This window comes from Turicimonas sp. TL08 (assembly GCF_054660695.1).
Genome location: NZ_BAAGDP010000044.1, coordinates 1 through 8,354, shown reverse-complemented (window position 1 = coordinate 8,354; position 8,354 = coordinate 1). Strand labels below are relative to the sequence as shown.

Annotated in this window: 7 protein-coding genes and 1 tRNA gene; all 8 read left to right on the top strand. The window is 43.6% G+C overall.

Annotated features, from left to right (window positions below; genetic code table 11):
- Window positions 1-417 precede the first annotated feature (417 nt).
- The 8 genes from ACYQ4O_RS12725 to ACYQ4O_RS12690 all read left to right on the top strand — a co-directional run bounded on the left by ACYQ4O_RS12725 (window position 418) and on the right by ACYQ4O_RS12690 (window position 8,188).
- A complete protein-coding gene (locus ACYQ4O_RS12725) occupies window positions 418-885 on the top strand; it encodes a TfoX/Sxy family protein (RefSeq protein ID WP_308514781.1) in 468 nt (155 codons plus the stop codon).
- Between the two features lie 54 nt (window positions 886-939).
- Window positions 940-2,544 carry a phosphoethanolamine transferase gene (locus ACYQ4O_RS12720; RefSeq protein ID WP_460175841.1) on the top strand — a complete coding sequence of 535 codons (1,605 nt, stop codon included), beginning with the start codon at window positions 940-942 and terminating at the stop codon, window positions 2,542-2,544.
- Between the two features lie 172 nt (window positions 2,545-2,716).
- Window positions 2,717-2,986 (top strand): 30S ribosomal protein S15, encoded by a 270-nt coding sequence (gene rpsO / locus ACYQ4O_RS12715; protein ID WP_066592107.1) that lies wholly within the window; start codon window positions 2,717-2,719, stop codon window positions 2,984-2,986.
- 176 nt (window positions 2,987-3,162) lie between these two features.
- Window positions 3,163-5,337, top strand: coding sequence for a polyribonucleotide nucleotidyltransferase (gene pnp / locus ACYQ4O_RS12710; RefSeq protein ID WP_460175840.1), 2,175 nt, complete (start codon window positions 3,163-3,165; stop codon window positions 5,335-5,337).
- 363 nt (window positions 5,338-5,700) lie between these two features.
- Window positions 5,701-6,813: a [FeFe] hydrogenase H-cluster radical SAM maturase HydE gene (gene hydE, locus ACYQ4O_RS12705; RefSeq protein ID WP_460175839.1), complete on the top strand. Its 1,113-nt coding sequence runs from the start codon at window positions 5,701-5,703 to the stop codon at window positions 6,811-6,813.
- Window positions 6,814-6,931: 118 nt separating this feature from the next.
- A complete protein-coding gene (gene tpiA / locus ACYQ4O_RS12700) occupies window positions 6,932-7,702 on the top strand; it encodes a triose-phosphate isomerase (RefSeq protein ID WP_460175838.1) in 771 nt (256 codons plus the stop codon).
- Window positions 7,703-7,717: 15 nt separating this feature from the next.
- Window positions 7,718-8,083: a preprotein translocase subunit SecG gene (gene secG / locus ACYQ4O_RS12695; protein ID WP_308514769.1), complete on the top strand. Its 366-nt coding sequence runs from the start codon at window positions 7,718-7,720 to the stop codon at window positions 8,081-8,083.
- 20 nt (window positions 8,084-8,103) lie between these two features.
- Window positions 8,104-8,188 (top strand) — tRNA-Leu (locus ACYQ4O_RS12690).
- Window positions 8,189-8,354: the final 166 nt, after the last annotated feature.

Below are 8,354 nucleotides of genomic sequence, written 5' to 3'. Positions count from 1 at the left end.
TAAATGTATTAAGGGCGGGACACGCCCGGTTAGCCTGTGAAATGAACGGTGCAGTAAGGCCGTTGTCAGCAGGAACCCAACGAGACCTTCTACAACAATAGGCTACGGCTGTTGTAGTGGTGGTAGGAATCCTCTTCGTTTACGAAGAGGAGGATGTCAAAGGCCAAATTGCTGGCAAAAAAAAATCGCCGATCGACTATGGATGGCGACTACTGTCTGTGGGAGGGTCGACAGTTAAAAAGAGAATTTATGGGTTCTTTCGATACTGCATGACAGGGAACTCACAAAATTTCTAAGCTCACAAGTTCACTCAGGTGTAATTGTAACTAAGCGTCATTTTCTTTACCTCGTACAAAACGACATTTACAAACGAGCAAAAAATTGAGAAAATAAAAAATTCTGTTTTCTCATTTTTTCATGAGCAGTTCTCTCGCACAGTACTACGCCGATTTACTCAGACCCCTGGGCGAAGTACACGTCGGAAAAATGTTTTCTGTTTTCTGCATTTACATCAACGAAAAGCCGGTTGGCTTCTTATGCGGAGAAGAACTTCTTGTCAAAACAAATGCTCAGATGAGAGAGAAGTGGCCGGAAATTCCTCAACAAAAACTTTTTGATGGTGCAGTCAATCCTATGTGGCTGGTTGAAGATCCGGAAAACCAAGAACTTTTACTAACGCTTTTTCGCCGAGCTTACGAAAATCTTCCTCAACCTAAGCCCAAAAAGAGCAGAAAGAAGCAGAAGACTAATGAGGAGGTATTGTCTCAATCAGGCCTTGGCTCTCCTCTGAGTGACGAGTCTGTTATGGGGAAGGACGTTTTAACTTCAAAAGTTCGCGAAAATTCTTTTCTTGCTTGGTTACATCTAAACAAAAGAAAACTCTAAGAAAAATGATATAAGCGCTTTTGAAGAATGTAGAAGGATAAGAGGTCATCAACGATGAAAAAGAATAAAGCGGCAGTATTAGTTTTTATCTGGTTCCTGCTCTCTTTTTTATTCGGATGGTATGCCGTTGGAGCCATTAAATCTCTTCAGGTCCTGCTATTTTCGTTTCCTTTTGCGTTAATTCTGTTATTTCCTTTTTCATCGAATGTCAGGAAGACGCTTTTTTGTCTTTCGTTGGTCATCTTTGGACTTTCCGATTTTTATTTAGGCATTCAAGCATATTTGCGAGATGCCTACGAGGCGAGTTTGAATTCAGGCTTTGTTCTTGAATCGATAGCTAATACTTCACTATCGGAATCAAAAGAGTATCTGATGGCAATGGCACCTCAGATAGTCCTATGGTCTGCCGTTGCTTTTTTCATTTTTCTTTCTCAGACATATCTGGCAATTTCGCTGGTGAAAGAAGCCCCATTGCGCTCAAAATATTTTTATTGGTTTGCCGGTCTCATCATCTGTTTAAGTCTCTTTGGTTGGTACCAAAGAGCTTGGCGTGCACATTTTCCTCCGGTGAGCCTCTTAACTTTTTATCAATCCTGCGAAGAGAAAAAGAGCTATTGGAAAAATATAAAAGCAGAAAACAATGCCGCTCTGGATCGTGCAGCAAAACATATCCTTTCCGTTGAACCGGGACCAAGAACCATAGTTCTCGTAGTCGGCGAAAGCATGAATCGTGAAAATATGAGCCTCTATGGATATGACAGAGATACAACGCCCCGACTTAAGGAAGCGGACAAGGATTCCGAATTACATGTAAGTAAAGAAGCATTCTCCACTCAGTCAAGTACTGTTGCAGCATTCAATGACATGTTCGAATTCCCCGACTCGTCATCTATCTCGAAATCTAAACTTTTTGCTTTCTTCAAAGCCGCCGGCTACAAGATCTACTGGATCAGCAACCAAGACGATGTAGCAATCAAAGCCGAGTTTCAAGATTTTTCTAATACTGCGGTTAACTTAAATCGGGTTGCCGGCCGCTCCAGTACTTCCATGGATGAAAAAGTCCTCCCGGAATTAGAAAAAGCTTTACAAACACCGGGTGATAAAAAGTTAATCGTTGTTCATCTGATTGGCATCCATCCTCATTTCTCTTTCCGATATCCGTCTGAAATGAGTTCTCTGTGGAATGACCAAGATGCAACTAGGGCAAGGTTGGAAGAGAAGGGGCGAAGCATAAGGACATTAGAAATGCTTGAGCACTACGATAGGGCCATGTTGTATCAAGATGCAGTGCTCTTTGATACGTTGAAGCTGACGCAGAATTTCGATAAGAACCATCCCGATGTAAAAACCTCTTGGATTTTTTTGTCTGATCACAGCGTTGAGACCGGACAAAGAAAAGATAGAACCGGTCATTCCAACAATTCGTTGGGCGGTTATACCATTCCATTTTTGTTTTGGACGCCTTACAGCGATCTCTCAGAAGGTGAGGAAGTTCAGGAAGGCTCTTCTTTCCGGTCTGATTGGCTCTCTTATATGCTGCTGGATTTGGCGGGAATTCACTGCAATTTTCCAATCTTCGAAAAGTCTTGGCTGAGTAAGCAGTACAAATGGAAAGAACCGAAGGTAGTGACTGATTTGAAACAAAAAATAGAAGATTAATGAGAGAAGTTGCTCAAATACTGTCCATGGTCTCCAATAAACTCATTTACAACTTATGCTCACGGACGAATTAAGGTTTTTCCGTTATAATGCACGATGTTTTTCAACACGGTTCGATTAATTCCAATTGAAACCGCAAGTTAACATCGCTTAGGCGAAAAGGAAATTTAAAATGGCACAAACCACAGAAAAGAAAGCTGAAATTATTGCTAAGTTTGCACAGTCTGAAGGCGACACAGGATCTCCACAGGTTCAGGTTGCTTTGTTGACAGGCCGTATCAACGAATTGACAGAACACTTCAAAGTAAATCCAAAAGATCATCACAGCCGTCGTGGTCTTTTGAAGATGGTTTCTCGTCGTCGTAAATTACTTGACTACCTCAAGGGTCGCGATGTAAACGCCTACAAGGCTCTTATCGACGCTCTCGGTCTTCGTAAGTAATCCTTGCAATCGGCAAGATGATTTCAGCAGCGGTCAGCGATTCGGTTCGCTTGCCGCTGTGTTCATTTTTGGTTCAATATTTTTAAACCGGCGCGTTGCGATATGTGCGTGACGAAAAAACTAAATTTTTCTGAGCCGCAGATACCGCAGTGTGCCGAGTCAAAGGAATACTACACATGACAATGTTTAATAAAGTCGTAAAGACTTTTCAGTACGGTGAGCATACCGTCACACTTGAAACCGGTGAAATCGCTCGTCAGGCAACCGGTGCTGTTATCTGCAACATGGACGACACAGTTGTTCTTGCCACTGTTGTAGCAAAGAAAGAAACAAAACCAGGTCAGGATTTCTTCCCGCTGACTGTAGACTACATCGAAAAAACATACGCTGCCGGTAAGATTCCTGGAGGCTACTTCAAACGTGAAGGCCGTCCAAGCGAAAAAGAAACATTAACTTCCAGATTGATCGACAGACCTATCCGTCCGTTGTTCCCGGAAGGTTTCTTCAATGAAGTACAAATCATCATTCACGTTCTTTCCGTCAACCCCGAAGTTGATCCTGATATTCCTTCCATGATTGCAGCTTCTGCAGCTTTGGCAGTTTCCGGTGTTCCTTTCCACGGTCCTATCGGCGCAGCTCGTGTTGGTTATATCAACGATCAATATGTTCTTTGCCCGACTGAATCCCAGTTGAAAGAATCTAAGCTTGACTTGGTTGTTGCAGGTACTGAACGTGCCGTTCTTATGGTTGAGTCCGAAGCTCAGCAGCTTTCCGAAGAAGTTATGCTTGGAGCTGTTATGTTCGGTCACGAACAGATGCAGGCAGTTATCGAAGCCATTGACGCTCTTGTTGAAGAAGGCGGCAAGCCGTTGTGGGATTGGGAACCGGCTCCTAAGAATGAAGCTCTCTTAGCTAAGATTACAGAAATCGTCGGTGACAGAATCAACGACGCCTTCACCCATAGAAACAAACAAGAAAGAAACGAATGCCTTCGTGTAGTCTATGAAGACGTTCAAGAAAAAATTGCCGCTGCTATTGAAGCCGGCGAATTGGAAGAAGTTGATCCTAACGAAGTCAACAATATCCTTTTCGAAATGGAAGCACGCCACGTCAGAGGCAAGATCCTTGCCGGAGAAAGACGTATCGACGGCCGTGATACACGCACCGTTCGCCCAATCGAAATCCGTACAGGTGTTCTCCCGAGAACTCATGGTTCCGCTCTGTTTACACGCGGCGAAACACAGGCTTTGGTTGTTACTACTCTCGGTACAAAGCAGGATGAACAGATTGTTGATTCTCTCGGCGGTGAATATCGCGAACGCTTCATGATGCACTACAACATGCCTCCGTTTGCTACCGGTGAAACAGGCCGTGTCGGTTCTCCGAAGCGCCGTGAAATCGGTCACGGACGTTTGGCAAAACGCGCTCTTCGCGCCGTTATTCCATCCGAAAAAGATTTCGAATACTCAATGCGAGTAGTTTCTGAAATCTGTGAATCCAATGGTTCTTCTTCTATGGCCAGCGTTTGCGGAGGCTGCTTGTCCTTGATTGACGCAGGTGTTCCTCTGACAGACTTCGTAGCCGGTGTTGCTATGGGCCTTATCAAGGAAGGCAACAAGTTTGCTGTTTTGACCGACATCCTTGGTGACGAAGACCACTTAGGCGATATGGACTTCAAGGTAGCCGGGACAGATCATGGTGTTACTGCTCTCCAGATGGATATCAAGATCGAAGGCATTAACAAGGAAATTATGGAAGTCGCTTTAGCTCAAGCTAAAGAAGGCCGCATGCATATTCTCGGAATCATGCATGAAGCAGTTGGCGATGAAAAGCGTGAACTCAGCCAGTATGCTCCTCGTATGTTGAGTTTCAAAATCAATCCGGAAAAGATTAGAGACGTTATCGGTAAAGGCGGTGCAGTTATTCGTGCCATTACAGAAGAAACAGGCGTTTCTATCAATATCGAAGATGACGGCAGCGTAACTATTGCTTCTGTTGACCAGGCAGCTGCTGATGAAGCCAAGAGACGTATTGACGAAATCACGGTAGATGTTGAAGTCGGCCAGATTTACGTTGGCAAAGTCACCAAGATTCTTGACTTCGGCGCTTTTGTTCAGGTTCTGCCGGGTAGAGAAGGTCTCCTTCATATCAGTCAGATCGCTCACGAAAGAGTTGCCAAGGTTGCTGACCATCTGAAAGAAGGTCAGGAAGTTCGCGTGAAGGTTTTGGAAATTGATGAAAAAGGCAAATTCAAACTTTCTATGAAAGCTTTGATTGAGAAACCTGCTCGTCAAGAAAAGCCAGCTGAAAAACAGCAGTCCTCTGAAAATCCGGACATTATCGTCGGCTAGTTAAGCCCCGGTAATCAACCGGCATTATTCAAGTATTCTCAAAAGCAGAGAAGTATTTGGAAGTGCCGGTTTTTCTTTGCTTTTTGAAACGTTTTCATCTTTTCCTTCTCCCGCTAATGATCTATTCTCCATTAAGCTCAAAGGCCCATAGCTTCTCCTAATTTGAAAGGAATTAATCCCATTAAGGAAGTGAAATCAGTTCTCAGTTAGTTTTTCCTAAGTGTTTTCCTTTTGATAACAAGTGATTCTGAATTAACTTTTTAGCAACTATTCAGAATGATCGATTAAGAATTAAAAGAAGATTGGGATAATCAGGTAATTTTCCATTTTTAGAGGCTTACTTTGTTCAATCTAAAAGAATTATTGAAAAAAACGGATTTTACGAATGAAGAAATTATTTTTCTTTTAGGATTAAAAGATCCGGAACAGTGCAAGCTTCTTCAAGAAGAGGCTTATCGCAGAACAACTGCCTTGATGGGAAACAAGGTTTATTACCGAGGCCTCATTGAATGTTCCAACATCTGCACTTCGAATTGCCGTTACTGCGGAATTAGGAAGGACAATCATCAAGTACGCCGCTATGAGATGACCAAGCAGGAAATTATTGATCAGGCCGTTTGGGCTGCTCGCAATGGCTATGCATCTATCTGTTTGCAGGCAGGCGAAAGAAGAGACGAGAAATTTATCAGTTTCATTGAAGAGTGCCTCAGAGAAATTCACAAACAAACCGTAAGCGATGTTCTTCTAGATGGAGTGGGCGTAACTCTGTCTTTGGGAGAACAAACAAAAGAAGTTTATGAACGTTGGGCTGTTGCCAGCGGTAATAGATCCAATTTGCGCTACTTGGCAAGATTTGAGACTTCTAATGCGGATCTTTTCTGCATGCTTCACTCGGCAAAAGGAAAATACGAAAAAATTTTGGATCATCGTTTAGAGTGTCTGAAGCATTTAAAAGAATGCGGCTACCAGGTCGGAACGGGAGTAATGATTGGCATTCCCGGTCAGACATTAAAGGATCTTTGTATGGATATCCGCATGTTCCAGCAGGTAGATGCAGACATGATTGGCATGGGACCGTATTTAATGTCTGAAGAAGCAGATTTAGAGTTTCTCGGACAAATGGAGAATAAGGCTCTTTTTCAACTTTCTTTGAATATGATTGCGGTTACAAGACTGGTAATGGGCAATATTAATATTGCAGCCGCTACCGCCCTCCAAGTTCTTCATCCGGAGGGAAGAGAGATTGCCATTGAATATGGCTGCAACGTCATCATGCCGAATCTCTCTCCTACTAAATTCAGAGAAGGCTATCAACTTTACGATCATAAGCCCGGTCTCAACGATGACCCATTCCATTTCGGCTTACATTTGGAAGAAAGAATTCAATCGCGGGGAAGGGAAGTAGGCTGGAATGAGTCAGGTTCCTCTCGAAAATGGCTTATGAAACAAGAAAAACAGGAACAACTGGCTTGCTAGGTTAAGACATTTTCCTTCCAATATAGTTTTGTTACAAAAGCAGACGTCAAGAATTTAATTTTTATTCTTGGCGCCTTTGCTAAACTTATTTTTTTCACTATTACAAATAGAGGATTCCATGCGCAGAGGCTTAGTCGTAGGCAACTGGAAAATGAACGGTTCATTGGAATTTATTGAAAACTGGGTATCTCATTACACAGCTTTTTTAGAAACTCAGACTGAGACCGCTATTTGTCCCCCGTACGTCTTTATTCCTTTTTTAAGAAATCGTCTGATGACTTCCGCAATTCACATGGGAGTAGGAGCGCAAGATTGTTCTGTCCATAATGATGGTGCTTACACTGGTGAAGTAGCAGCAAATATGCTTGCTGATGTAGGATGCTCTTTTGTTATTGTTGGTCACTCCGAGCGCCGGCAGTACCATTTTGAATCTAATGAAATGGTTGCTTTGAAAGCACAAAAAGTTCTCGAAGCTGGACTCCGTCCCATTGTTTGTGTCGGTGAGACGTTGGAAGAAAGAGAAGCGGGACGAACTAATGAAGTTGTCTTAACACAGCTCAATGCAGTTCTTGATGTCATCGGGCCTGAAATGCTAGTCACCGGCGCTTTAGCCTATGAACCCGTTTGGGCTATTGGAACAGGAAAAACTGCGACACCGGAGGAGGCGCAAGAAGTTCACAAGATCCTTCGAGATAGTGTAAAATCACGCAATTCTGATGCTGGGGATTCCTTGAGAATAATCTATGGAGGCTCAGTAAAGCCATCAAATGCTCAAAAGCTGTTTGCTTGTCCTGATATTGACGGAGGTTTGATTGGCGGAGCTTCATTAAAGGCTGAAGATTTTTATGCAATTGCCCAAGCGGCCAGCTCGGTAGAGTTTATTGTTTAACGGTTAGAAACAAAAATGAATTACATTCTTACTATTGCCATCGTGCTTCAAGTTTTGAGTGCGCTAGCAATTATTGTTTTGGTTCTTTTACAGCATGGTAAAGGAGCTGATCTTGGCGCAGCTTTCGGAGGCGGCGCTTCCGGTTCACTTTTCGGTGCTTCCGGTTCTGCAAACTTTTTATCTCGCTCCACTGCGGTTGCGGCAACGATTTTCTTCTGCTCCACTTTGGCATTGACAGTAGGTGCAAAGCACAATCGTGCCCCAGTTTCCGGCGGTGTTTTGGGTACAGTTTCCGAAACTACTGCACCGGCTCCGGAGCCAGTTAAAGCTCCTGTAGAAAAAAGTAGCGAATCTCCTGCACAAAATCAAATTCCGCGCTAGAATACGGACTTCTTGATTTAGCCGACGTGGTGAAATTGGTAGACACACCATCTTGAGGGGGTGGCGGCGAGAGCCGTGCGAGTTCAAATCTCGCCGTCGGCACCAAAATTTTAAAGCCCAGATTTAATCGTCTGGGCTTTGTCACATGTGCGCCCAGCAGGGCGTCTCTCTATAGGGTGCAAATCCCGAACCTGCCCGATGAGGGGAAAGGTTAGCGACTCGGCAAGGGTTCAACGGCGACGTTGAATCTGAAGGAAGCTGATAGCAAAAT

Coding starts and splice junctions, on each gene's coding strand:
- ACYQ4O_RS12725 (WP_308514781.1), top strand. CDS start 418: ATGAGCAGTTCTCTCGCACAGTACTACGCCGATTTACTCAGACCCCTG.
- ACYQ4O_RS12720 (WP_460175841.1), top strand. CDS start 940: ATGAAAAAGAATAAAGCGGCAGTATTAGTTTTTATCTGGTTCCTGCTC.
- rpsO (WP_066592107.1), top strand. CDS start 2,717: ATGGCACAAACCACAGAAAAGAAAGCTGAAATTATTGCTAAGTTTGCA.
- pnp (WP_460175840.1), top strand. CDS start 3,163: ATGACAATGTTTAATAAAGTCGTAAAGACTTTTCAGTACGGTGAGCAT.
- tpiA (WP_460175838.1), top strand. CDS start 6,932: ATGCGCAGAGGCTTAGTCGTAGGCAACTGGAAAATGAACGGTTCATTG.
- secG (WP_308514769.1), top strand. CDS start 7,718: ATGAATTACATTCTTACTATTGCCATCGTGCTTCAAGTTTTGAGTGCG.